Source organism: Mammaliicoccus sp. B-M6, assembly GCF_022386965.1.
Lineage (GTDB): Bacteria > Bacillota > Bacilli > Staphylococcales > Staphylococcaceae > Mammaliicoccus > Mammaliicoccus sciuri_A.
Genome location: NZ_JAJNHJ010000001.1, coordinates 25,442 through 50,417 on the forward strand (window position 1 = coordinate 25,442; position 24,976 = coordinate 50,417).

26 protein-coding genes are annotated in these 24,976 nt (G+C 32.8%); 1 reads left to right on the plus strand and 25 read right to left on the minus strand.

Annotation, left to right across the window (positions count from 1 at the left end):
* Position 1: 1 nt before the first annotated feature.
* The 5 genes from LQ693_RS00150 to ccpN form a co-directional block, all read right to left on the minus strand.
* The gene (locus LQ693_RS00150) at positions 2–355 is read right to left on the minus strand and encodes a c-type cytochrome (RefSeq protein ID WP_025904189.1); all 354 of its coding nucleotides are present in this window, start codon (positions 353–355) and stop codon (positions 2–4) included.
* A 100-nt stretch (positions 356–455) separates the two neighbouring features.
* Complete coding sequence (rpoD, locus tag LQ693_RS00155; protein ID WP_025904190.1) at positions 456–1,565, minus strand: RNA polymerase sigma factor RpoD; 1,110 nt, start codon at positions 1,563–1,565, stop codon at positions 456–458.
* A 26-nt stretch (positions 1,566–1,591) separates the two neighbouring features.
* Positions 1,592–3,364, minus strand: coding sequence for a DNA primase (dnaG, locus tag LQ693_RS00160; protein ID WP_037588322.1), 1,773 nt, complete (start codon positions 3,362–3,364; stop codon positions 1,592–1,594).
* A gap of 11 nt (positions 3,365–3,375) precedes the next feature.
* Positions 3,376–4,191 (minus strand): pyruvate, water dikinase regulatory protein, encoded by an 816-nt coding sequence (locus LQ693_RS00165; protein WP_025904192.1) that lies wholly within the window; start codon positions 4,189–4,191, stop codon positions 3,376–3,378.
* 14 nt (positions 4,192–4,205) lie between these two features.
* The gene (gene ccpN, locus LQ693_RS00170) at positions 4,206–4,841 is read right to left on the minus strand and encodes a transcriptional regulator CcpN (RefSeq protein WP_037588327.1); all 636 of its coding nucleotides are present in this window, start codon (positions 4,839–4,841) and stop codon (positions 4,206–4,208) included.
* Between the two features lie 294 nt (positions 4,842–5,135).
* Here ccpN and LQ693_RS00175 point away from each other — a divergent pair, with 294 nt between their 5' ends.
* Positions 5,136–6,524 (plus strand): glycine--tRNA ligase, encoded by a 1,389-nt coding sequence (locus tag LQ693_RS00175; protein WP_025904194.1) that lies wholly within the window; start codon positions 5,136–5,138, stop codon positions 6,522–6,524.
* Between the two features lie 101 nt (positions 6,525–6,625).
* On the opposite strand, the gene recO is transcribed toward LQ693_RS00175, so the two are convergent.
* From recO to lepA, 20 genes are all read right to left on the minus strand, one after another.
* Positions 6,626–7,378 (minus strand): DNA repair protein RecO, encoded by a 753-nt coding sequence (recO, locus tag LQ693_RS00180; RefSeq protein ID WP_103360652.1) that lies wholly within the window; start codon positions 7,376–7,378, stop codon positions 6,626–6,628.
* Positions 7,379–7,400: 22 nt separating this feature from the next.
* Positions 7,401–8,300 carry a GTPase Era gene (gene era / locus LQ693_RS00185; protein ID WP_037588330.1) on the minus strand — a complete coding sequence of 300 codons (900 nt, stop codon included), beginning with the start codon at positions 8,298–8,300 and terminating at the stop codon, positions 7,401–7,403.
* Complete coding sequence (cdd, locus tag LQ693_RS00190; RefSeq protein WP_025904197.1) at positions 8,301–8,705, minus strand: cytidine deaminase; 405 nt, start codon at positions 8,703–8,705, stop codon at positions 8,301–8,303.
* A 19-nt stretch (positions 8,706–8,724) separates the two neighbouring features.
* The gene (locus LQ693_RS00195) at positions 8,725–9,072 is read right to left on the minus strand and encodes a diacylglycerol kinase family protein (protein ID WP_107565597.1); all 348 of its coding nucleotides are present in this window, start codon (positions 9,070–9,072) and stop codon (positions 8,725–8,727) included.
* On the minus strand, positions 9,065–9,526 hold the full coding sequence (gene ybeY, locus LQ693_RS00200; protein WP_025904199.1) for an rRNA maturation RNase YbeY: 462 nt from the start codon (positions 9,524–9,526) through the stop codon (positions 9,065–9,067). Before ybeY ends, LQ693_RS00195 begins: the two co-directional genes overlap by 8 nt.
* A gap of 1 nt (position 9,527) precedes the next feature.
* Positions 9,528–10,475: a PhoH family protein gene (locus tag LQ693_RS00205; protein WP_037588335.1), complete on the minus strand. Its 948-nt coding sequence runs from the start codon at positions 10,473–10,475 to the stop codon at positions 9,528–9,530.
* Positions 10,476–10,510: 35 nt separating this feature from the next.
* Positions 10,511–11,008 carry a PH domain-containing protein gene (locus tag LQ693_RS00210; protein ID WP_103360670.1) on the minus strand — a complete coding sequence of 166 codons (498 nt, stop codon included), beginning with the start codon at positions 11,006–11,008 and terminating at the stop codon, positions 10,511–10,513.
* Positions 11,009–11,112: 104 nt separating this feature from the next.
* Positions 11,113–11,817 (minus strand): hypothetical protein, encoded by a 705-nt coding sequence (locus LQ693_RS00215; protein WP_239743591.1) that lies wholly within the window; start codon positions 11,815–11,817, stop codon positions 11,113–11,115.
* Between the two features lie 15 nt (positions 11,818–11,832).
* Positions 11,833–12,828 carry a flotillin-like protein FloA gene (gene floA / locus LQ693_RS00220; protein ID WP_025904203.1) on the minus strand — a complete coding sequence of 332 codons (996 nt, stop codon included), beginning with the start codon at positions 12,826–12,828 and terminating at the stop codon, positions 11,833–11,835.
* Positions 12,829–12,851: 23 nt separating this feature from the next.
* Positions 12,852–13,568: an NfeD family protein gene (locus tag LQ693_RS00225; protein WP_103360655.1), complete on the minus strand. Its 717-nt coding sequence runs from the start codon at positions 13,566–13,568 to the stop codon at positions 12,852–12,854.
* Positions 13,569–13,778: 210 nt separating this feature from the next.
* Entirely contained in the window at positions 13,779–13,955 is a 177-nt protein-coding gene (gene rpsU, locus LQ693_RS00230) for a 30S ribosomal protein S21 (RefSeq protein ID WP_016998564.1), read from the minus strand.
* Positions 13,956–14,079: 124 nt separating this feature from the next.
* The gene (gene mtaB, locus LQ693_RS00235; protein WP_103360656.1) at positions 14,080–15,426 is read right to left on the minus strand and encodes a tRNA (N(6)-L-threonylcarbamoyladenosine(37)-C(2))-methylthiotransferase MtaB; all 1,347 of its coding nucleotides are present in this window, start codon (positions 15,424–15,426) and stop codon (positions 14,080–14,082) included.
* 6 nt (positions 15,427–15,432) lie between these two features.
* Positions 15,433–16,182: a 16S rRNA (uracil(1498)-N(3))-methyltransferase gene (locus LQ693_RS00240; RefSeq protein WP_103360657.1), complete on the minus strand. Its 750-nt coding sequence runs from the start codon at positions 16,180–16,182 to the stop codon at positions 15,433–15,435.
* Positions 16,183–16,190: 8 nt separating this feature from the next.
* Positions 16,191–17,123 carry a 50S ribosomal protein L11 methyltransferase gene (gene prmA, locus LQ693_RS00245; RefSeq protein WP_103360658.1) on the minus strand — a complete coding sequence of 311 codons (933 nt, stop codon included), beginning with the start codon at positions 17,121–17,123 and terminating at the stop codon, positions 16,191–16,193.
* Positions 17,124–17,126: 3 nt separating this feature from the next.
* Positions 17,127–18,260 carry a molecular chaperone DnaJ gene (gene dnaJ / locus LQ693_RS00250; RefSeq protein ID WP_103360659.1) on the minus strand — a complete coding sequence of 378 codons (1,134 nt, stop codon included), beginning with the start codon at positions 18,258–18,260 and terminating at the stop codon, positions 17,127–17,129.
* 94 nt (positions 18,261–18,354) lie between these two features.
* Complete coding sequence (gene dnaK / locus LQ693_RS00255) at positions 18,355–20,181, minus strand: molecular chaperone DnaK (protein WP_103360660.1); 1,827 nt, start codon at positions 20,179–20,181, stop codon at positions 18,355–18,357.
* A gap of 44 nt (positions 20,182–20,225) precedes the next feature.
* A complete protein-coding gene (gene grpE, locus LQ693_RS00260; protein WP_103360661.1) occupies positions 20,226–20,813 on the minus strand; it encodes a nucleotide exchange factor GrpE in 588 nt (195 codons plus the stop codon).
* Between the two features lie 27 nt (positions 20,814–20,840).
* Positions 20,841–21,815, minus strand: coding sequence for a heat-inducible transcriptional repressor HrcA (hrcA, locus tag LQ693_RS00265; protein ID WP_103360662.1), 975 nt, complete (start codon positions 21,813–21,815; stop codon positions 20,841–20,843).
* 116 nt (positions 21,816–21,931) lie between these two features.
* Entirely contained in the window at positions 21,932–23,050 is a 1,119-nt protein-coding gene (gene hemW / locus LQ693_RS00270; protein ID WP_103360663.1) for a radical SAM family heme chaperone HemW, read from the minus strand.
* A gap of 54 nt (positions 23,051–23,104) precedes the next feature.
* A complete protein-coding gene (gene lepA / locus LQ693_RS00275; protein WP_049318748.1) occupies positions 23,105–24,928 on the minus strand; it encodes a translation elongation factor 4 in 1,824 nt (607 codons plus the stop codon).
* Between the last annotated feature and the right edge of the window lie 48 nt (positions 24,929–24,976).

Here is a 24,976-nt window from a genome sequence, read left to right on the forward strand (position 1 = left end):
GTTATTTAGCGCCATCTTTTAAGTACTTGACAAGTGTGTCTAAATCTTTATTTGAAATAGTAGCTTCGTCATGTGCAGGCATTGAACCTTTACCTTCACGAATGATTTTTTTCATTTCATCGGCACCTTTTTTGCTTCCAGCTAATTTAGGTCCCATTCCACCTTCAAGATTTTGTCCATGACAACTTGTACAATTGTCCTTAGCGAATGTAGCTGCATCAAACTTTTCAGTTTTAGCACCGCCACCGCCTTCTTTTTCTTCCTCTTTGTTAGCACCATGTGCTGACATGAAGAATATTAATCCTACACCGAGTAGTAAAATCAGAATAAACGGGATAACAGGATTACGATTCATTCATACAACCTCCCTTTTGTTAAACCTTCATACAATTATATTTTATATTAAAACAAGGCATTGTCAAAGGCTTTTTGGGATTAATATAAACTTTTCATGTTTAATCCATAAAATCTTTCAAACGCTTACTTCTAGATGGATGTCTTAACTTGCGTAATGCCTTCGCTTCTATTTGACGAATACGTTCTCTTGTAACACCAAATACTTTACCAACTTCTTCAAGAGTTCTTGTTCTACCATCATCAAGACCAAATCTTAATCTTAATACATTTTCTTCTCTGTCAGTTAATGTATCTAATACATCTTCTAATTGTTCTTTGAGTAATTCATATGCAGCATGATCAGATGGACTTTGTGCATCTTGATCTTCAATAAAGTCTCCTAAGTGACTGTCATCTTCTTCACCAATTGGTGTTTCTAATGATACAGGTTCTTGAGCAATTTTCAGAATTTCACGAACTTTTTCTGGTGGTAAGTCCATTTCTTCACCAATTTCTTCAGGAGATGGATCTCTGCCTAAATCTTGTAGTAATTGACGTTGAACACGAATCAATTTATTGATTGTTTCAACCATATGAACTGGGATACGGATTGTACGTGCTTGGTCAGCAATCGCTCTAGTGATTGCTTGACGAATCCACCATGTTGCATATGTTGAGAATTTGAAACCTTTGTTAAAGTCGAATTTTTCTACGGCTTTGATTAGACCCATATTACCTTCTTGAATAAGGTCTAAGAATAACATACCTCTACCTACATAACGTTTAGCGATACTTACAACAAGTCTTAAGTTCGCTTCAGCAAGACGTGATTTCGCAACTTCGTCACCTTGCTCGATACGTTTAGCTAATTCGATTTCTTCTTGTGCAGTTAATAAATTGACGCGTCCGATTTCTTTTAAGTACATTCTTACTGGGTCGTTTATTTTAACACCTGGAGGAGCACTTAAGTCATTTAAATTTAGTTTGTCATTTGTATCACTTGAATCTTTTTCATTAATAAGATTGATTTCATTCTCATTAATTAAATCAAAGAAATCATCCATTTGATCTGGATCCATTTCGAAGTTTTGCAATTTATCTGCAATTTCTTCGTGACTCAAATGTCCTGCTTTTTTACCTTGTTCAATTAATTGGTGCTTAACTTGTTCAATTGTAAGCACTTCTTCATTATTAGCGCTATTAATTTTGTTTAATTCTTTATCAGACATGAATAGGCCTCCCGGGTTATTAACTCTTACATTCTATTCCGATTATATTGTACAATTTGTTCTAAATATTGCCTTTGCAGTGCGATATCGCCTGCTTGCATTGCTTTATTCAATTGTTGATTCAAATATTCTATGGAATTTTCTTTGTGTTCGTTAGGACTGATAATCCTAATGTAGTCTTCGATTTCTTCTGTCTCTGGTTCATCATTGATGAGCAATGAATCTAGATACATAACCGTTTCAATGATTTGATGTTCTTCAATGTAACTTGAAAAATCACTTATGTTAAAAACATCGTTATTCTTATAATACCCATTTAAACGTGAAAAAATCACTCTATTATTCAATGAAGTGAAGTCTTCTTGATTAATCCTAGAATGATATTCTAAAAATAGCTGTTTATGATTCATAAAATGTTTTAACAACGCTTGCTCTGCTCTACCGACTTTATCAAGTTTTTTTTCCTTCATTTCAGGAACGAAATTATTATAATCGGTATAATTTTGAACAATATTAGGCGAAAGTCGATTTTTTAGACTGTTAACATCTACTTTATACAAATCTGCTACTTGTTGCAATACTTTTTTTCTTAAAAATTCCGATTGAATCAGATTGATGTCATGAATCAGCTCTTCAATATGTTGTTCATGTTTTAAATCATTATTTTCGTTGGCATAATATAATTGTTGCGCTTTAAATGCAACATATGATTGTTTTTGCCCTTCAACAAATGATTTGAAAGCATCACTTCCGTATTCTGTAATATAATCATCAGGGTCCATCGTTTTTGGTAAATTGACAACAAAGACATTTAAGCCTTCATTTAATAAGTCTTTACCAACATTTATGGCAGCTTCTTTTCCTGCGAAATCTCCATCATACAGTAAAGTTACATTAGATGCCAGTTTTTTGACCATCGTAACGTGTTCTCTAGATAATGCTGTACCCATTGTTGCTACAACTTGTTTAATATCCGCTTCAAATGATTTGATAACATCCATAAATCCTTCTAACAAAATGACTTCATCATTTTGTCTTATAAATTTCCTTGCGCGATCAATGTTGTATAACATTTTTCTTTTCTGGAATATTGGTGTTTCTGGACTGTTTAAATATTTCGGCGATTGATCGGTATACGTTCGACCAGAGAAACCAACTGTCTTACCTTGGAAATTCAACAACGGAAAGATGATTCTATCTCTGAATCGGTCAAAATAATCAAACGTTTCATCATTTCGGCTTAACAAACCTGCTTCATATGCAAGTACAGCATCATAACCATTTTTCTCTAAAAAGTCATGCGTGAATTTCGAATGGTTTGGTGCATATCCAATTTTTCTATCATTAATCAATTCTTCAGTAAATCCTCTTGATTTCAAATAGTTTAATGCTGCCTCACCTTCTTCAGTATGCTTTAATATATAATGGTAGTTATTTGCCATCAACTCATGCATTTCAATCATTTTGATATGATCATCCACAATACCTTCAGTTGGTGCTGTTTCTTGCTTTTCAATATGAATATCTACTTTATCACCAAGTTCTCTGACTGCATCAACAAATGATATTCCTTTAATTTCTTGAATGAATTGAAAAACATTGCCGCCTTTCTTACAACCAAAGCAATGACAAATTTGTTTATCTTCAGATACTGAAAAAGAAGGTGTCTTTTCATCATGGAAAGGACATAATCCTATATAATTACGTCCTCTTTTTTCTAGTTTCACATATTCACTTACGACATCTAATATGTCATTCTTCTCTCGTATTTCATTAATGAGTTCTTGTTCTATACGCATCCTGTCACCCTTTAACGGTTTTGTTGTGTAATGATTTTAATAATGTCATTTGCTGTTTCTTCTATTGCTTTGTCAGAAACATCTAGTACAGGACAACCAATTTTCTCAACAATTTCCTCGAAGTATCTTAATTCTTCTTCGATTCTGTCATCTTTCGCATAATTAGCATCATCACTTAAACCTAATTGAATTAATCTTGCTCTTCTAATCGCATTAAGGTTTTTTTGATTAATTTTTAAAGCGATACATTTTTTAGGATCTATTTCAAATAATCCTTCTGGTGGTGCAACTTCAGGCACTAATGGGACATTCATTACTTTATATCGTTTATGTGCCAAGTATTGCGACAATGGTGTTTTTGAAGTTCTAGATACACCTATAAGAATGATATCAGCTTTTGGTAAACCACGTGGATCTCTACCATCATCATATTTAACCGCAAATTCGATTGCTTCTATTTTCTTGAAATAGTCTTCATCTAATTTATGAATATTGCCTGGCTCATTAAGTGGGGCTTCATTAAGTTCATTGCTTAATATGCTCATCAATGGACCCATAATGTCTACATTTTGTATATTATTTTCTTCTAATTTTTCTTTTAAGTATAATCGCATTTCTGGTTTAACCAATGTATAAACAACTATTGATTTTTGCTCTAATGCTAATGATACGACTTCATTAATATTACTTTCATTCTCTATATACGGTAATCTTACAATATCTAAAGCATTTCCTTCTGTCTTATATTGAGACGTACATGCTTTCGTAACAAGCTCTGCCGTTTCTCCTACTGAATCGGATGCTATAATTATTCTTATCTCTTCCATTTAACTAATTCCTCCTACTCATCTTCAATAAGCGAAACAAATGCTCTTGTGATCGTTGTTTTTGTAATTCTGCCTTTAACTTTCATTTTGTCGCCTTTAAGTTTTTTGACAACTGGTATTGCATCTATTTGTTTATCAATTAATAATTTAGCTGCATAAATCAATAAGTCATCTTCTAAACATACTGTTATGTTTGGCATTCTACTCATATTAATACTAACTGGCGTATCTTTTAAACTTTGACCACCTATTGCAGCTCTCAGTAAATCTTTTCTCGAACAAACGCCGATTAAATTGCCTTCTTTATTTATGACAAATAATGTGCCAACATCTTCTAAAAACATCTTACATATTGCTTCATATACAGAAATACTTTCTTCTATTACGACTGGTATCGCCATCGATTCTTTTACGGTCATTTTTTTAATTGAATCACTTAACAATTGTGTACTTGATTTCCCTGTATAAAAATATCCTACTCTAGGTCTTGCATCAAGATAACCTGCCATTGTTAAAATTGCTAAATCTGGTCTTAAAGTTGCTCTTGTTAAATTTAGTCGTTCAGCTATTTTTTCTCCTGTAATGGGTCCATTGTTCTTAACAATTTGTACAATTTGTTCTTGTCTTTGATTTAATTCGATTGCTCTCACCCCTTCGAACACAATTCAGATAGATTAATTATAACATGTAACGCAAATATTGCTCAATTTGAATATCTGTTTTCACTTGATAACTCTCCCATACCATGCTATATTTTAATTAACTTTGAAATAAAAGCGAGTTAAGGATGGTGAAAGCTTAACATTAAAGTTTTGGCTTACAAAATTTTATAAAAAGTGAGTGGCTACACTAATTTGGGTGGAACCGCGGGTAATATACTCGTCCCAAGGCATTATTTGATGATGTCTTGGGGCTTTTTTAATTTAATTGAGGAGTGAATTTTTATGGCAAAAGATATGGATAAGGTAGTAACATTAGCAAAACATAGAGGGTTTGTATTCCCTGGTAGTGAAATTTATGGTGGTTTAGCAAACACTTGGGACTATGGTCCACTTGGTGTTGAACTAAAAAATAACATCAAAAAAGCATGGTGGCAAAAATTTGTTCAACAATCTCCATACAACGTTGGACTAGATGCAGCTATTTTAATGAACCCGAGAACTTGGGAAGCTTCAGGTCACTTATCAAACTTTAACGATCCAATGATAGACAACAAAGATTCTAAAATTCGTTACAGAGCAGATAAATTAATTGAAGATTACATGCATAATGTTGAAGGTGATGAGAACTTTATCGCTGACGGTATGAGCTTTGATGAAATGAAACAATTAATTGATGATAAAGGCATCACTTGTCCTGAAAGTGGTACAGCTAACTGGACAGACATTCGTCAATTCAACTTAATGTTCAAAACATTCCAAGGTGTTACTGAATCTTCAACAAACGAAATTTTCTTACGTCCTGAAACTGCACAAGGTATTTTCGTAAACTATAAAAACGTTCAACGTTCTATGCGTAAAAAATTACCATTCGGTATTGCGCAAGTTGGTAAATCATTCAGAAACGAAATTACACCTGGTAACTTCATCTTCAGAACAAGAGAATTCGAACAAATGGAACTTGAATTCTTCTGTAAACCTGGTACTGAAATTGAATGGCAAAATTACTGGAAAGACTTCGCTGCAAAATGGTTAAAAGATTTAGGTATTAAAGAAGAAAATACAAAATTACGTGACCATGACGAAGATGAATTAAGTCACTACTCAAATGCAACAACTGATATCGAATATAAATTCCCATTTGGTTGGGGAGAACTTTGGGGTATCGCTTCAAGAACAGATTACGACTTAAAACAACATAGTGAATTCAGTGGTGAAGACTTCAAATATCACGATCAAGAAACAAATGAAAAATTCATCCCTTACTGTATCGAACCATCATTAGGTGCTGACCGTGTAACATTAGCATTCTTATGTGATGCATACGAAGAAGAAAATGAAGGTGAGAAAGATCAACGTACAGTATTGCATTTCCACCCTGCTTTAGCACCATATAAAGCAGCAATCTTACCATTAAGCAAAAAACTTTCACCAGATGCTATTAAAGTATATGAAAAATTAAGTGAAAGATTTGCAATCGACTTTGATGAGTCACAATCAATCGGTAAACGTTACCGTAGACAAGATGAAATTGGTACACCATACTGTATCACATTTGACTTCGATTCATTAGAAGACAACCAAGTTACAGTACGTGACAGAGACACAATGGAACAAGTACGTATGCCAATTGATGAAGTTGAAAACTTCTTAGCTGAAAAAATTAGATTCTAATACTAAACAAAAAACAGAGCAAAACTTATAAATTAAGTTTTGCTCTGTTTTTTTATGTTTAGTTGTTAAGAAGCCATTACGAAACACTTCACATAAGACATCTACATTTTCAAGTTTTCGAGTTGGTTGAGTAATTTTTTGGTTCTAAATACTACACCGACGTATTCGTCATACATGTTATCGATTAATGTTTGTATTTCTTTTTTGACTTGTTCGTTTATTTTAAAGCTATTTAAATGTTTGATCGGCAATTGATACATAAGATTCATAAAATATAATGCTCTATTAGATATTCGATATGCATGTTCATCATGTATTAATGCTTGATTGCTAAGTGGTCCATTGTACTTGAAACTATAAGCATTTAATTGCTGTTGATCCATATCTCCTGTTACGACGCACGCATTAAAAGTTGGTTCATAACCATATTTAGGCATACATTTCAACGCAACAATCATACTCATCGTATCTGCATCAACGCCTCTTTCTACTGCTTGGAATACACCTAACAATAATTCATAAAAGAATACATCATGTTCTTCCGCTTCTAACGCTTTATCTACGACTTCTATACAATATGCACCATATGCACTTTTAAAGATATCAGATTGCATCGTTCTATTACTGTTTATAATATCAGCCGATGATAATGTGCCCATTCCTTTAAACTTCGAAAAAATAAACAAGCCATGTACAAAGGGCTGAGTAGCACCTTGTAGTGGATGACTTGTTTTTTTAGCACCACGCGCCATTAATGGAACTTTATGACCGTGTTCATTTAATATTGTGATGATTTTATTGTTTTCACCATAATCTACAGAGCGAATGACAAATCCTTCTTGTTTATAAAGCATTATATCATCGCCTCCATTCTACTTAATACTCGTCTTCTCTATAACCAATTTGTTTAATGAAATTAGGTTTATTACGCCAATCTTTTTGTACTTTAACCCATAAATCCAAGTATACTTTTGAGCCAAGTAGCATTTCAATATCTCTTCTTGCACGTTTACCTATTTCTTTAAGCATCTTGCCGCCTTTACCAATGACAATACCTTTTTGTGAGTCTCTTTCAACATAAATTGTTGCTTCTACTTGGACTTTCTCACCTTCTGCTTTTGTCATTTTATCGACGTTCACACCGATAGCATGCGGAATTTCTTGATTCGTAAGGTGTAATGCTTTCTCTCTTATCAACTCAGCAACAACAAATTGTTCTGGGTGATCAGAAATTTGGTCTTTAGGATAGTACATCGGACCTTCTTCAAGGTACTTTTTAAATTGTTCTAGTAGTGTCTCAATGTTTAACCCTTCTAATGCTGAAATTGGAATAATTTCTGCAAAATCCATTGTTTTTTGGTACTTTTCAATTTCAACTAAAAGTTGATCAGGGTGAATTAAATCTATTTTATTTAACACTAAAAATACTGGTGTTTTCGTTTGTTTCAACAATTCGATAATGTATTCATCGCCTTTACCGATACTTTCATCAACATTAACCATAAACATGATTAAGTCTACTTCTTTCAAAGTATTTTTAGCGATTTTCATCATGTAGTCACCTAAAGCATGTTTAGGTTTATGAATACCTGGTGTATCAATAAAAATCATTTGAGCATCATCAGTTGTTAATACACCTTGCACTTTGTTTCGAGTCGTTTGTGCTTTATCAGACATTATCGCTACTTTATGACCAATAACTTTATTCATAAAAGTAGATTTACCAACATTAGGTCTACCTATAATAGATATAAACCCTGATTTAAATTCATTCATTTATTCTAGATCCTTTCCTGAGAAACCTAAAGGTAATAATTCATTAACTGTAGTTTCAATTCTTTCATTTGTTTGATGTGTTAAAAATACTGGCATGTCATCATCACATAACTCTTTTAACACTTGTCTGCATGTGCCACATGGAGATGATGGTTTATCAGCATCTACTGTAACTGTAATACATTTGAAGTCTCCCGGTCTATACCCATCTGACATTGCTGCAACAAGTGCAGATCTCTCAGCACAAATTGTTGATGGGTAAGCTGCATTTTCAATGTTAGCACCATAATAAGCTTTACCATCTTTCGTAACTAGATATGCACCTACGTTAAATTTAGAATATGGTGTATATGCTCTCTTTTGTGCTTCTCTTGCGCCTTCATACCACTCTTGTTTGAATTCCATACCATTTCCCCCTATATGTTTATATAATTTTTGGTAAAAATATCATTATCCCGATTATTGCAGCCATTATTGATGTTAATAAAACGGCTAAAGCGGCTGTATCTTTAGCATGTTTAGCGAGTAAGTTATATTCATCCGTAAACATATCTACTACATACTCTATAGAAGTATTGAGAACCTCTACAATGAGTACACTAAATATTGCAAATAAAATCCATAACCATTCAAATGTATTGAGATTTAATATTAAACTAACAATCAATACAAGTACAGCGAATATAAGATGTAATAAAAAGTTTTTATCTTTTTTGAGAATGGTCACTAAACCTGCTAAAGGAAATTTAAAGCGATTTACAAATTTATTCACGTGTTAATCCAAATTCATTTAATATTTCATCTTGTCGAGAAAACATTTCTTTTTCATCTTCTTCAGTCATATGATCATAACCTAGTAAATGTAAAAATCCATGTAATGCTAAAAATCCTAATTCTCTACTCAAACTATGATTATAAGACTCAGCTTGCTCTTTAGCAACTTCAAGACAGATGATAATATCACCTAACACTCTAGGCATATCTAAGCCTTCTATTTCAGGCTCATCTTCTTCTAAAGAAAATGAAATAACATCTGTTACTTTATCTTTATCGCGATAATCACGATTGATAGCTTGAATCTCTTCTTCATCGACAAATGAAATTGAAAGTTCTGCTTCTTCAGTAATATTTTCCTTTTTAGCAGCAAAAGTGAGCAATGATTCAATTTGATTTTTTGTATCTTCATCAATTACTTGTTGCTCATCTATAAAATCCATTGTTAGCATATTATTTCTCCTCTTCGTATGCGTTTATTATTTTACCTACTAATGGGTGTCTCACAACGTCTGTTTGTTCTAAGTAAGTCATTGCTATCCCTTTGACACCACTTAGTCGTTGATCAGCTTCAATTAATCCACTTTTCACACCTTTAGGTAAATCGATTTGTGTACGGTCACCTGTTACAACCATTTTTGAACCGAAACCTAATCTTGTTAAGAACATCTTCATCTGTGGGTGAGTTGTATTTTGTGCTTCATCTAGGATTACAAACGCATCATCTAATGTTCGACCTCTCATATAAGCAAGTGGTGCAATTTCAATCGTGCCTCGTTCAATTAAACGTGATGTTTGCTCAGTTCCTAACACTGTATGAAGCCCATCATATAAAGGTCTTAAATAAGGGTCTACTTTTTCTTTTAAATCACCTGGTAAGAAACCTAATGATTCCCCCGCTTCAACTGCAGGACGCGTTAATACGATACGTTTCACTTGTCCTAGACGCAATGCCCTTGCAGCCATTACAACAGCTAAGAACGTCTTCCCTGTACCTGCTGGACCTATACCGAATACTAAGTCATTGTTCTTTATATTATTGATATATACTCTTTGACCCATTGTTTTAGCTCTTATTATTTTACCATTACTATCTTTAGTGATTTCTTCATCATATAAATTAATCAGTTGATCGATTGTTCCTTTGTCAGCCATTTTAACCGCTGCTTGTACATCATTAATCGTTATACTCGCACCACTCTCGATTACTTTTAGTAAGTTCAATAATACTTTTTCAGCTTTTTCAACATTTTCTATACGTTTACCACGGACAGCAATTTCTTGTCCACGTGTTAATATATCCACCTCGAGTTCATTTTCAATATACTTTATATGCTCATCCCCATTACCCAACAGAGCTTGAGCTTGATCCATATTCTCGATTTGAATTAATGTAGGCATTAAATATCTCCTTTATAAGTTGAATTGTTGACACTTTAAATGTACCAAACCTTATTGTAACGTGCAATCTTATGCACTTTATTTTGTATATTATTTAGTTTTTCACGTGCAATAATGAGATTTCTAACTTTTTCATATTCATGTAGTCTATTGCTATTATTTAATTTAATTTTAGGATTAATTCGAATTAATGTAATAATAAACTCACGTTCTTCAATTGGACTCACTTTTTCGACCAATTCACCCTTTGAAACAATTTCTAACATGCTGTTACCTTCTATAGATTTAGTCATATTAATTTGATCGATATCAAAGATATTATAACGATTTTTGAATAATCCTCTTCTTATGGATAAAAAATGCTCTTTTATTGTGTATCTTTCAAAAAGAATGTTTAAAATTATAAGAAAAACGAGAATAAAAGTAATGACTATTAAATACTTATTACTAATAAAAAGCGGTATTAAAGCAATAAAAAATAATAAAATCGAAATGATAATAGATAATATACTCTGCTTTTTCTTAAATACCATTTTCATCACACCCTCTTGAATCCTACCTTTATTGTAAGTCTAAATGGTATTTTTGTGAATAAAAAACAGAACCTAAAATTAATTAGGTTCTGTTTATATAATCGTTATTTTAATTCATTCGGTCTTTTTAAAATTTCTGACCAAATGATACCATTTACGACTTGGTTTTCATCAACATTGATTGCTTCATCATTAAACTTATGTTTACTGTTTAAATAGAGCTGTTTAACCATTACTCTTCTCGTTCTTTCTGAAAGTTGCGTGTTGTTGATAATTTGCTCTGCTTCTTTTTCAACATCAGCTATACTTTCACGCTGTACATTCATTAAAGACTTTTTCTCTTCTTGGCTGTATGCCAATAGCTGTTTGATTGATTCTTGTTGTTTTTTAGGTCTATTTTTATGAATTTGTTCTTTCTTCTGATTGATATAAGCATTCTCATGTTCATTAGAAGTTTGCTCTGGTTGTTGTTCTACTTTATGTGTTTGAACAACAGGTTTTTCAACATCTATATTATATTGTTTAAGATGATTGGCAAGTTGATCTGCTAAGTTTTTATAATGGCCAGACATTCGTTCAGTTGAACTTGTTTCTGCTTTTTGTTTATAAGTTTCATACTTATTAACTAACTCTTTTAATTCTTGCTCAGCAGATTTTTTCTTATCTTCAGCTTGTCTATTTACTGGATTTTGTCTTTGTCTTGTTTGAGGTTGCTTATTTTTCTTTTTATTTTTAGAAGCGCCTTCGATTATACCGCTCACGACACTAAAAATAACCCAAATAACAAAGATGATAATGCCTATTTCCATTTTAAATCACCTCTCTTATTGGTTCGGTGAATTAGAATCTTGTGGCTTTGTACTCTTATTGATTGCTTCTCTCATGCCAGTGTCAGCTTCTATATTTTTTAAATTATAGTAGTCTTTAACACCTAAATTGCCTGATTTAAGTGCTTCTGCCATTGCAAGTGGTACTTCTGCTTCTGATTCAACAACTTTAGAACGCATTTCTTGTACTCTTGCTTTCATTTCTTGCTCAGTAGCAACGGCCATTGCACGACGTTCTTCGGCTTTAGCTTGTGCAATATTTTTATCAGCAAGTGCTTGTTCAGTTTGCAAGTCTGCACCAATGTTTTTACCGATATCTACATCAGCAATATCAATTGATAGAATTTCAAATGCTGTACCTGAATCTAAACCTTTACTTAATACTGTTTGTGAAATACTATCTGGATTCTCAAGTACTTTAGTGTGATGTTGACTTGAACCAATTGTAGATACAATACCTTCACCAACACGTGCGATGATTGTATCTTCACCAGCACCACCGACTAATCGGTCAATGTTCGCTCTAACTGTAATTCTAGCTTTTGCTTTTACTTCGATACCATTCATCGCTACACCTGAGATAAATGGTGTTTCAATTACTTTAGGGTTAACGGACATTTGAACAGCTTCTAAAACGTCACGACCAGCTAAGTCAATCGCTGCCCCTCTTTCAAATACTAAGTTGATTTCTGCTCTTTGAGCCGCAATAATTGCATCAACTACTCTATCAACATTACCTCCTGCAAGATAATGAGATTCTAACTGGTTCGTTGTTAATGCTAAACCAGCTTTGTGCGCTTTAATTAATGGGTTAATAACACGTCTAGGTGATACACGTCTCAAACGCATACCAACTAAAGTACCAATACCTACTTTTACGCCTGCTGCAATAGCTGAAATCCATAATCCTACTGGTACAAATGAGAATAAAATCATAAGTAGTACGATTAATATGACAGCAATAATTACAAAAGCAATTAAACCTGATAACATATGCATTTCTCTCCTTGTCTAAATTAAATTTCTCTTACGACAACTCTTGTACCTTCAACCTGTACAATTTTAACTTGCTTATCCTTCTGAATAAAACTACCATCTGAAACAGCATCTATTCTTTCGTCATCAACAAGTATAATTCCTGAGGGCCTCAATGCAGTGTATGTTGTACATAGTTTGCCAATCAAATGACTTCTATCATCATGAGATGTATAGCCAGATTCTTTATTTGTAGAGTCTCTAAGAATGACTTTATCAAAGAATGGTATTTTACGATTAAATCCTTTCACTAATATCACCCACTCTATCGTTGTTAGAATTAATGCTACAGCAATAATCATACCCATAGTTAAGATATTTTCTCCAACTAATACAAAACTACCAATAATGGCAATAAAACCAAGGATACCTAGTACTGCTCCTATAACAAATAATTCAATTATTACTAATAATGCACCGATCCCAAAAAGTAAAACAGAAATCAAACTAATTTCATCAATTAAAACGTAGCCAATGAAAAAGATAAGTGTACAAATAAAGCTTAAAATTCCCGCAAAATTAATACGTTCTGAATATAATTGATATAGTGCACCTAGAAAAATAATACAAGTCAGTATCAATGTGACTAATGGCGTTGTAATAAACTCACCAATAGACGACATACTTTGACTTGAAACAATACCTAAATTCAAGTTGCTCTGAAAATAAGCAAATATGTATTCATACCCTGATGTCAATAATCTCACCCCTCATATTTATTATACAATAAAATAGCCGTGAACTAAAACGTATATACATAATATTCTAAATTTATAAACTTAAATGTTTTTCAAATAAATAAAAGAACACATAAACGATATTGTTTATGTGTTCTTTATGACGTTCAACGTTAAAATTGTTCATTATAATTAATTAATATTCATTGAGGGAGTTCAATAAAAAATTAATTATTTAAATTTACGTTTACGTGCTGCTTCTGATTTCTTCTTACGCTTAACGCTTGGTTTTTCATAGAACTCACGTTTACGCACTTCTTGAATCGTACCGCTTTTTGAAACTGTACGTTTGAAGCGACGTAATGCATCTTCGATTGATTCGTTTTTACGAACTACTGTTTTAGACATCTGTATTTCCCTCCCTCCAAATATCAACAAAGCTTTATATGTCATTTACATAGTATATATTACTATGTACTTAAACATTATAAAATAAGTCATTTTTTAAGTCAATAATCATTTGTTATGAATATTAATATGCAACTAATCTTTCGTCTTTATTTGTTGCATGATCCACAACTTTTACAAGTTTACCTTTATTGATAGGATAACCTGGTGTGATCACTTTCACTTTCACTAATTCTCCAATTAATGATTCATCGCCTTCAAATTCAATCTTCATGTAATTATCTGCATATCCGACTAGTTTACCATCAGTTGAACCTTTTTCTTCAGGTATCACTTCTAATACAGTTTGATCAAATTTAGAAGCATAATCTTTAGCTAATTGATTAGATAATTCAATTAAACGATGTACGCGTTCATTTTTAACTTCTTCATCAATTTGATCTGTCATTCTAGCTGCTGGTGTTCCTGTTCTCATAGAATAAGGGAACACGTGTAATTCAGAAAATTGATGTTTAACAATGAAGTCATATGTTTCTTGGAATTCTTCTTCAGTTTCAGCAGGGAATCCAACAATTACATCACTTGTAACAGCTAAACCTGGTAAAGCTTTATGCAATTTTTGTAATCTTTCAGAGAAATGTGCCATCGTATATTTTCTTCTCATACGTTTCAATACAGTATCAGAACCTGATTGTAATGGTATATGAAGATGTCTTACAACTTTAGTTGATTTATCGATAACATCAATAACTTCATCTGTAAGCTGACTCGCTTCTATAGATGAAATACGAATTCTTTCAAGATTTTCAACTTGTTCTAAATCTCTTAATAATTGCGCCAAGTTATAATCTTTTAAATCTTCACCATATCCACCTGTATGAATACCTGTTAAAACAATTTCTTTATATCCTGAATTTACAAGTGTTGTTGCTTGGCTTACAACTTGTTCAGGATCTCTTGATCTCATTAACCCTCTTGCCCATGGAATGATACAGAAAGTACAGAAATTATTACAGCCTTCTTGAATTTTTAATGATGCACGTGTTCTGTCAGTAAAGTATGGAACTTCTAATTCTTCATACTTTCTGTTTTTCATAATATTACCTACACCATTAATAGGTTGTCTACTTTGTTTATAGTCCTCAATATAAGAAATAAGTTTATGTCTATCTTGAGTACCTACAACAATATCAACGCCCGGAATTGCCATAATTTCAGCAGGAGATGTTTGAGCATAACAACCTGTTACACAAACAACTGCATCTGGATTTTTACGTATTGCTCTTCTAATCACTTGTCTACTCTTCTTGTCACCTGTATTTGTTACAGTACAAGTATTAATGATAAAGACGTCAGCATTCGTTTCAAAATCCACTCTTTCGTAATCATTTTCCTTAAATAATTGCCAAATTGCTTCAGTTTCATAATGGTTTACTTTACAACCTAACGTATGGAACGCTACTGTAGCCAATTTTATTCACCTCATTAATTCTAATTGATAGCTTAAAGCAGCTAAAGCATACAATGGAGCGGTTTCAGCTCTTAATATTCTAGGTCCTAAACTCACCTTAATAGCATCATCATAAAGATTAACTTCATTTTCAGTTAATCCACCTTCTGGTCCAAATATCATTAAAACCTTTTGTCCATGTTTAAGGTTAGAACCAATTTGATGAAATTTGCTTGTTCCCCCACTTTTAGCTTCTTCTTCATAAGCTATTATTACATAATCATATTCATTCATATTATCATAAATTGATTTAAAATTCGACTTATACTTTATACTTGGTATTGTAAGTCTCATACTTTGTTCACTAGCTTCTTTAACAATTTTTTGCCATCTATCTAATTTTTTAGATATTTTTTTCGCGTCTAATTTAACAATAGATCTTTCGGATTGGACAGCAATAAAATGATGCGCACCCATTTCAGTTGCTTTTTGAAGCAACCATTCATATTTATCGCCTTTTATAAGCCCACTCGCAATCGTTATATCAACAGGTAGTTCCGTTTGTCTTGTTATGTCTTCTATCGTTTCTAACTCAATGCTATCATCATGAAAAGCAATGATTTTTGAAATTAACGACTTTTGATCTTCAAAAGTTAATATAATTTCTTGATCGATACTTTTGCGCATCACGTTTTTAATATGATGTATATCATCTGTATTATGTATAAAAAAACGCTGATTTAACTCAGCGTTTTCTTGTAAGAAATATCTTTGCATCATTTCTCCTACTTTCTAGCTCGTATTGAAACCCAACCATCTTCACGTAGTACTTTTTCGATAGTATAACCAGTATTTTGTAGTTTTTCAATTATTTCATCGGATTTTTCTTCAATAATGCCTGAAGTAATAAAGTAGCCATTATCATTTAATCTTTCATAACTATCTTCTATCATTAAATCAATAATATGCGCTAATATATTTGCAATGATCACGTCATATTGTTCTGTTTCTTCAGTAAGCAAATTGCCAGTATCTGCGATGATATCTTTTTCACAATCATTGATTTCAAAGTTTTCTTTAGCAACTTTAATTGCTAAATCATCTAAATCCACCGCTTTAATGTCATTTACCCCTAGTAAATGACAAGCTATGCTTAGAATACCTGAACCTGTACCAACATCTATCACTTTATGTTGAGGTTGTACAACCTCTTCTATATGTCTTAAACACATACTTGTTGTTGGGTGGTCACCTGTACCAAAAGCCATACCTGGATCCAGTTTGATGCAAAGATCACCTTCGTTATTTTGATATCCTTCTTGTTTCCAACTCGGAACAATCGCAAATCTTTCAGAAGCTTTAAACGGATGGAAATAATTTTTCCATTCATTTTCCCAATCTGATTCTTTAATAACCGTTTTCTCAAACGATAAAATTTCTGACTGGATGCCATTTACATTTGCAATTGTTTCTTGAATTTCTTGTTCTAATTGATCCGTAAATACTAATTCATTAAAATAACATTTAACCCTAATATCGTGATCAGGATAATCTGCGGGATTTAATTCATAAATCTCACCGTATACATCTGTATGTTCTTTCTCTAATTCTGCTGAATCTTCAATTACGACACCATTTGCACCTAATTCATTTAACAATGCTGTAACTTCTGGTTCTGCTTCGCTATTTATCATGATAGAATACTCAATCCAATTCACAGGCTATTCTCCTTTAAAAAACTTTTTGGCTTTGTCTTTAAAGCTAGATGGTTGTTCTGTAATTGTTTCTCCACCTATTTCAGCAAACTCACGTAATAGTTCTTCTTGTCTTTCAGTCATTTTATCTGGTGTTACAACTTTTACAGTTACGAAGTAATCACCTTTACCGTAACCGTGAACATTTTGTACACCTTTTTCTCTCAATCTAAATTGTTTACCAGTTTGTGTACCTGCTGGAACTGTTAATGATACATTTCCAGTCAATGTAGGAACAGTAATTTCATCACCAAGCGCTGCTTGTGGGAATGAAAGATTTAAATCATAGAAGATATTGTCTCCATCACGTCTAAATTTACTGTGTGGTTTAACTCTGAACACAACATATAAATCGCCTGCAGGTCCACCATTTATACCTGGACCACCTTTACCAGCTAAGCGAATTTGTTGGTCGTTATCTACACCTTCAGGTACTTTCACTTTGATTGTAACTTTTTTGTTTTGAGTACCTTTACCATGACAATCTGAACATTTTTCTTCAAATACTTGTCCAGAACCTTCACATTCAGGACAAACTTTTTGTGTTTGCATTCTACCTAGAATAGTATTTTGTTCAACTGTTACATGACCTTGTCCGTTACAGTACGTACAAGTTTTCTTCTTAGTGCCAGGTTTAGCACCATTACCATGACATGTATCACATTCTACATCTTTACGAACTGTAATATCTTTTTCAGTACCAAATACAGCTTCTTCAAATGTTAATGTCATGCTATATTGTAAGTCATCACCTTGTCTTGGAGCGTTAGGATCTCTTCTAGCCCCACCTCCACCAAAGAATGACCCGAATATATCTTCAAAGCCACCGAATCCAGAGAAGTCTTGTCCTCCAAATCCTTGTGATCCACCGAATCCTTGTTGCGGACCACTATGACCGAATCTGTCGTATTGCGCACGTTTGTTTTCATCGCTTAGCACTTCATATGCTTCTGAAATTTCTTTAAACTTTGCGTCAGCACCTTCTTCTTGATTGATATCAGGATGGTACTTTTTTGATAATTTACGATAAGCTTTTTTTATTTCATCTTTAGAAGCATCTTTGGATACGCCAAGTACTTCATAATAGTCTCTTTTTGCCAATGTAATCTCTCCTTTACACACTGATTTATAATACGTATATGAATTAAAAAAGTCAAAGCCAATCACATTGACTTTGACTTTTTAATGATTAGTATTATTTTTTATCGTCTTCGTTGACTTCTGTATATTCAGCATCAACTACGTCATCATCGTTTGAAGTAGATTGGCCTTCAGCGCCTTGTTGTGCTTGTGCAGCTTGTTCATACATTTTAACAGATAATTGTTGTACGATTTCTTGAAGTGCATCTTTTTTAGTTCTGATATCTTCTATATCAGTACCTTCAAGCGCTTTTTTCAATTCTTCTTTAGCTTCTTCAGCTTTAGCTTTTTCGCTTTCATCAACGTTATCGCCAAGATCAGTTAAAGTTTTTTCAACAGTAAATACCATTTGGTCTGCTTCATTTCTTAAATCGATTTCTTCACGACGTTTTTTGTCTGCTTCAGCATTTTTCTCTGCATCTTGAACCATACGATCGATTTCTTCATCTGATAATGATGAACTTGATTCAATCGTAATTTTTTGTTCTTTGTTAGTACCTAAATCTTTAGCAGTTACATTAACGATACCATTTTTATCGATATCAAATGATACTTCAATTTGTGGCACACCACGTGGAGCTGGTGGAATATCCGTTAATTGGAATCTACCAAGTGTTTTGTTATCTGCTGCTAATTGACGTTCACCTTGTAACACGTGAATATCAACTGCTGGTTGGTTGTCAGCTGCAGTAGAGAACACTTGAGATTTAGATGTTGGAATTGTTGTATTTCTTTCGATTAATACTGTAGATACGCCACCCATAGTTTCGATACCTAATGATAATGGTGTAACGTCAAGTAATACTACGTCTTTAACATCACCAGTGATTACGCCACCTTGAATTGCAGCACCCATTGCTACTACTTCATCAGGGTTAACACCTTTGTTAGGTTCTTTACCGATTTCTTTTTTGATTGCTTCTTGAACAGCTGGGATACGAGTTGAACCACCAACTAAAATAACTTCATCGATATCAGAATTAGATAATCCTGCATCTTTCATTGCTTGGCGAGTTGGACCCATTGTTCTTTCTACTAAATCGCTTGTTAATGATTCAAATTTAGCTCTTGAAAGTGTTGTTTCTAAGTGTAATGGACCATTTGCGCCACCAGAGATGAATGGTAATGAAATTTGAGTTGAAGAAACGCCTGATAAGTCTTTTTTAGCTTTTTCAGCAGCATCTTTAAGACGTTGTAATGCCATTTTATCTTGTGATAAATCTATGCCATTTTCTTTTTTGAATTCTTCAACTAAATATTTAATGATAACGTCATCGAAATCGTCACCACCAAGTTTATTGTCACCTGCAGTTGCTAATACTTCGAATACACCGTCACCTAATTCAAGGATAGATACGTCGAAAGTACCACCACCAAGGTCAAATACTAATACTTTTTGATCAGTTTCAGTTTTATCTAAACCGTAAGCTAATGCTGCTGCAGTTGGTTCGTTAATAATACGTTCTACTTCTAAACCAGCGATTCTACCAGCATCTTTAGTTGCTTGACGTTCTGAGTCATTGAAATAAGCTGGAACTGTAATAACAGCTTTAGTTACTTTTTCACCTAAATAACTTTCAGCAGTTGATTTTAAGTTTTGTAAAATCATAGCTGAGATTTCTTGTGGTGTATATTCTTTATCTTCAACTTTTTCTTTATAATCAGTACCCATATGACGTTTAACTGATTGAATTGTATTTGGGTTAGTTACTGCTTGACGTTTAGCAACTTCACCAACTTGTGTTTCACCATCTTTAAATGCAACAACTGATGGTGTTGTTCTGTTACCTTCTGGATTTTGGATTACTTTAGGTTCTCCACCTTCTAATACTGAAACTACTGAATTTGTTGTACCTAAGTCTATACCTATTACTTTACTCATAAGAATTATTCCTCCAATTTATAATTAATTAATCATCGATTTCATTATTCGTTTACTTTAACCATTGCTGGTCTTAAAACACGATCTTTCAATTTATATCCTCTTTGTAACTCTTCAGTTACAACACCTGATTCAAAGTCAGGATTGTTATCTTGCATTACTGCTTGATGTACATTTGGATCGAATGGTTTGTTGTAAGATTCGATTTCTTCTAAACCATTATCTTTTAATGATTTAAGTAAATCGTTATAAACCATGTCTACACCTTTTTTGAAAGTTAAGAAGTCTTCAGACTCACCTTCTTGTTTAAGTGCACGGTCCATATTATCTAGCGCAGGTAATACATCTGTAAGTACACGTTGTGCTTGATAATCTTTAGTAATGCTTGCTTCTTGTTTCATTCTACGTTTATAGTTTTCAAACTCAGCATATAAACGTAAGTATTTTTCTTCTTCTTCATTTGCTTTTTGTTTAAGTTGTTCGAGTTCAGCTTCCGGAATTTCGACTACTTTATCTTGCTCAACCTCTTCAACATTTTCTTCAGTTTCATTTGCTTCTACTTCTTCAGTAGCGACAGATTGAGTTTGATCATTTGTTTCATCGAATTGTTCATTTTGCTTTTCTTCCGTCATTTCATGCCCTCCATTTTCTTTCCTTATTTAAAAATGATTCAAAAGTTGAATCACTTTGTTATAATGCATTGCAGTTGGACCAATAACGGCTAAATGACCAGTTATATCACCAGAAATTTCATAATTGGTACTAATAATCGAAATACCATGTAAATCTTTATTAATTTCCTGTCCAATTTTGACACTTATCGAATCATTTGATGTTTCATTTAAAAATTGAGCGATACGTTCAGATTCAAGATATTTTAAAATCGATTGAATCATCGATACATTTGTTACATCTAACGCGTCAATTAGGTGCATCTTACCACCTAGAAACATTTCTTCATTATGATCATTGATCTGCGTTAATAACGCTTGTTTAAAATTATTAATAAATTCTTGATCAATGAATGACAACGATAATGATTCTAACGTTTTTATCATTGTAGTTAAAGTATTTTGCTTAAAATACTGGTTTAAGTAGTTCATAAATTTCTCAATTTGTAATTGATTTAAAGATTCATGAATTTGAATATGAACTTTCTCTACATAACCATCTGTAAATACAATGACGCCCATGAGATGAGTTGGGCTGACTCTCACAAAATGAATTTCAAATATAAATCTTGAAAATTTATTCGGTCCGAGTACTACAGTTGTATAATGTGATCGATTTGAAATTTCTAATGCTAACCATTTAAGCATTGCGTTTACATCATATTGATTTTTATCTTGAAAAGGTTCAAACCAATTTAAGCTTTTCTTACTTTGAGATTTAGACTCAAGTAATTGATTAACATAATACTTAATCCCTTGTTCAGAAGGAATACGACCTGATGACGTATGTGTCTTCTCAAGAAGGTTCAAATCTTCTAATTGTTTCATTTCATTTCTAACTGTCGCTGGACTAATCGGCAATTGATGCCTTTCAATAATCGACTTAGAACCAATTGGTTGTCCTAACTCAACATAATCCTCAACAATTACATTCAAAATTTGTAATTGCCTCTCAGTAATCATGTCATCACCTCGATTAGCACTCTATCTTCCCAAGTGCTAATTATAATTTATCAAATTGGTCAAAGAAAGTCAACGTTAAAGCATTCAATTTTTATATCTTTTTTTAATACATATTTTTAGCTTAATAAAAACTTCTCAAACACTTCATTTCCGATTATTTGTCCGCGATTACTTAAGCGTAAATAGTCTTGTTCATCTAGTAATAATTCTTGTTCAATGAGTTCTTTCACATGTTGACCAAATACATCTTCTATTGATTGGTCAAACTTATTTTGGAATTTAGTTTTGGACACACCTTTAGTCATTCTTAATCCAAGAAACATTTCTTCTTCCATTTGTTCTTTCAATGAGACTTCTGTACTTTGCAATACAGGCATTTCACCATTCTTTAACTTCTTAATATATTGGTTAACCGGATTTATATTTCCATAGCGTACACCATTAATATAGCCATGAGCACCTGCACCGAAACCATAATATTCTTCATTTTTCCAATATACTTTATTATGAAGAGATTCATGCCCTTCTTTCGAGAAGTTAGAGATTTCATATTGATTAAGGTTAGAGTCTGCTAATTTCTTTTTCAAATGTTGATACATTTCTTCACCTAAATCTTCATTAGGTAATTTCAAACGCCCTTTTCTATATAAATTGTAGAATTGCGTCTTAGGTTCAAGTATAAGTGCATAACTTGAAATATGATCTACATCAAGTGATTGTGCCTTATTAAGTGAATCATCAAATTGTTCTAATGTTTGACCTGGTAAATGAAACATAAGATCTAAACTTACAGAAGGGATTTTATGTTTTCTAGATAATGTAACGGCTTTTTCAATATCGTCACTATGATGAGTTCTTCCTAATACTTTTAACAATTCATCATCAAATGTTTGAACACCTAATGATAATCTGTTCACACCATATTGTTTGAGTAATTTTATTTTTGCTTCTGTTAATTCATCTGGATTAGCTTCAAATGTATACTCTTTTGTAATCACAAATAAATCGTTAATAGCTTGCAGTAATCTTTCAAGTTGTGCTTCAGATAATGCTGTAGGCGTACCTCCACCAACAAAGACAGTTTCAACTTCTTTATCTTTTCTCGTTGACATCTCTTTTATCAAACAATCTAAGTACTCATCTACCGGCTGATTAGCAATATAGAACTTATTAAAATCACAATAAGTACAAATTCTCACACAGAAAGGTATATGAATATATACACTTTTTGCCATATAAACGCTCCTTTAAAAATAGAAACAGCTACATATTATGCAGCTGTTTCAAAATTATTCTTCATCCATTTTAAGCACGGCTAAGAATGCATCTTGTGGAATTTCCACATTACCTACTGATTTCATCTTAGCTTTACCTGCTTTTTGTTTTTCAAGTAACTTACGTTTACGGCTTATATCCCCACCGTAACATTTTGCTAAAACATTTTTACCCATAGATTTAATGTTTGTTCGAGCTACTATTTTATTACCAATTGCTGCTTGAACTGGTACTTCAAATTGTTGTCTTGGGATTAATGTTTTTAATTTATCTACTATTGCTTTACCTCTATCATATGCAAACTCTTTATGGACGATAAAGCTTAATGCATCTACTTTATCACCATTTAATAAAATATCCATTTTAACAAGTTTACTTTCTTGATATCCGATTAATTCATAATCAAACGATGCATAACCTTTCGTATTAGATTTCAACTGATCAAAGAAATCGAATACAACTTCAGATAATGGAAGTTCATAAATAATATTGACACGAATATCATCTAAATAATCCATCGTCTTAAAGTTACCACGTTTTTTCTGGCATAGTTCCATTACAGCACCAACATAATCATTCGGAACCATCATTGTTGCTTTAACGTATGGTTCATATATTCTGTTGATTTTTTGTGGGTCTGGGAATTGTGATGGATTATCAATTTGTAATTTTTCGCCATCTGTTAATTCACATTCATAGATAACTGACGGTGCAGTCGCAATCAGTTCAATATTAAATTCTCTTTCAATTCTTTCTTGAATAATTTCCATGTGTAGTAAACCTAAGAAACCTGTTCTGAAACCAAAGCCTAAAGCTTGAGAAGTTTCAGCTTCAAATTCTAAAGATGCATCATTAAGTTGAAGCTTTTCAAGTGCTTCTCTTAAATCATTGTATTTACTATTATCAATTGGATATAATCCACAGAATACCATTGGATTCATCTTTTTATATCCTTTTAACGGCTTCTCAGCAGGTCTGTCAGCTAAAGTGATAGTATCACCAACGTTGGAATCTCCAACATTTTTAATTGAAGCTACAATATAACCTACATCCCCGACAGATAAAGTATCAACTGGAAGTTGTTTCGGTGTATTAATCCCCACTTCAGTAACTTCAAATGTCTTACCTGTAGACATCATTTGAATCTTGTCTCCAGCTTTAACTGAACCTTCAACAACACGTATAGAAGAAATTACACCTCTATAAGCATCAAAAGAAGAATCAAAAATAAGCGCTTGTAATGGGTTATCTGGATCACCTTCTGGAGGTGGCACCATTTCTACAACTTTCTCTAATATGTCTTCAATTCCAATATTAGATTTAGCACTTGCAAGTACTGCATCACTTGCATCTAAACCAATTACGTCTTCAATTTCTTGTTTAACACGCTCAGGTTCAGCTGCAGGTAAATCGATTTTATTGACAACAGGTATTAATTCTAAGTCGTTGTCTAAAGCTAAATATACGTTTGCTAACGTTTGTGCTTCGATACCTTGTGCAGCATCAACAACTAAAATCGCACCTTCACATGCTGCTAGTGATCTTGAAACTTCATATGTAAAATCGACATGCCCCGGTGTATCAATTAAATGTAAGATATATGTTTCCCCATCTTTAGCAGTATAATTTAATCGAACAGCATTAAGTTTGATTGTTATACCACGTTCTCTTTCAAGATCCATAGAATCTAATAATTGTTCTTTCATTTCACGTGATTCTACACTTTTTGTATTTTCCAAAATTCTATCAGCTAACGTAGATTTACCATGGTCAATATGAGCAATGATAGAAAAGTTTCTAATTTTATTTTGGCGCTCTAGGCGTTTAGTTCTGTCCATTTGAACTCCAACTTTCTCGTTAATTTTACATGTATTAAATGTAAGTCG